General features: G+C 38.2%; 1 protein-coding gene. It reads right to left on the bottom strand.

From position 1 onward, the window contains the following. On the bottom strand, positions 1–292 hold a 292-nt coding region (locus ACWQ4X_RS19900; protein ID WP_457904693.1), incomplete at its 3' end, for a helix-turn-helix domain-containing protein. Between the last annotated feature and the right edge of the window lie 9 nt (positions 293–301).

Here is a 301-nt window from a genome sequence, read left to right as displayed (position 1 = left end):
TTTTACGTAATTCATTACTGGTACGGTGTTGACCATAAGCTGGGAATTGGATTGCGAAATCAAGCACAGCTTGTTCTGTAGCATCATCCACGCGGTTTTTTAGATTCGGTACTCGTCGGGATTTATTGATGAGTGAATCTACATCACCTGATTCGACGAGTTCCTGATAACGATAAAAGGTATCTCTAGAGACTCCCATGACTTTACAAGCTCTAGATACATTCTGAAGTTCTTCAGCTAAATTGAGTAAGCCTACTTTATGTTTGATGATTTGATTGTTAGTATGCAACATAAGAAAGTT

The sequence above is a fragment of the Acinetobacter sp. NigerLNRRAM0016 genome, from assembly GCF_054112845.1.
Note: the sequence above shows the minus strand (reverse complement) of the source record. Positions and strands in the feature narration are given on the sequence as shown.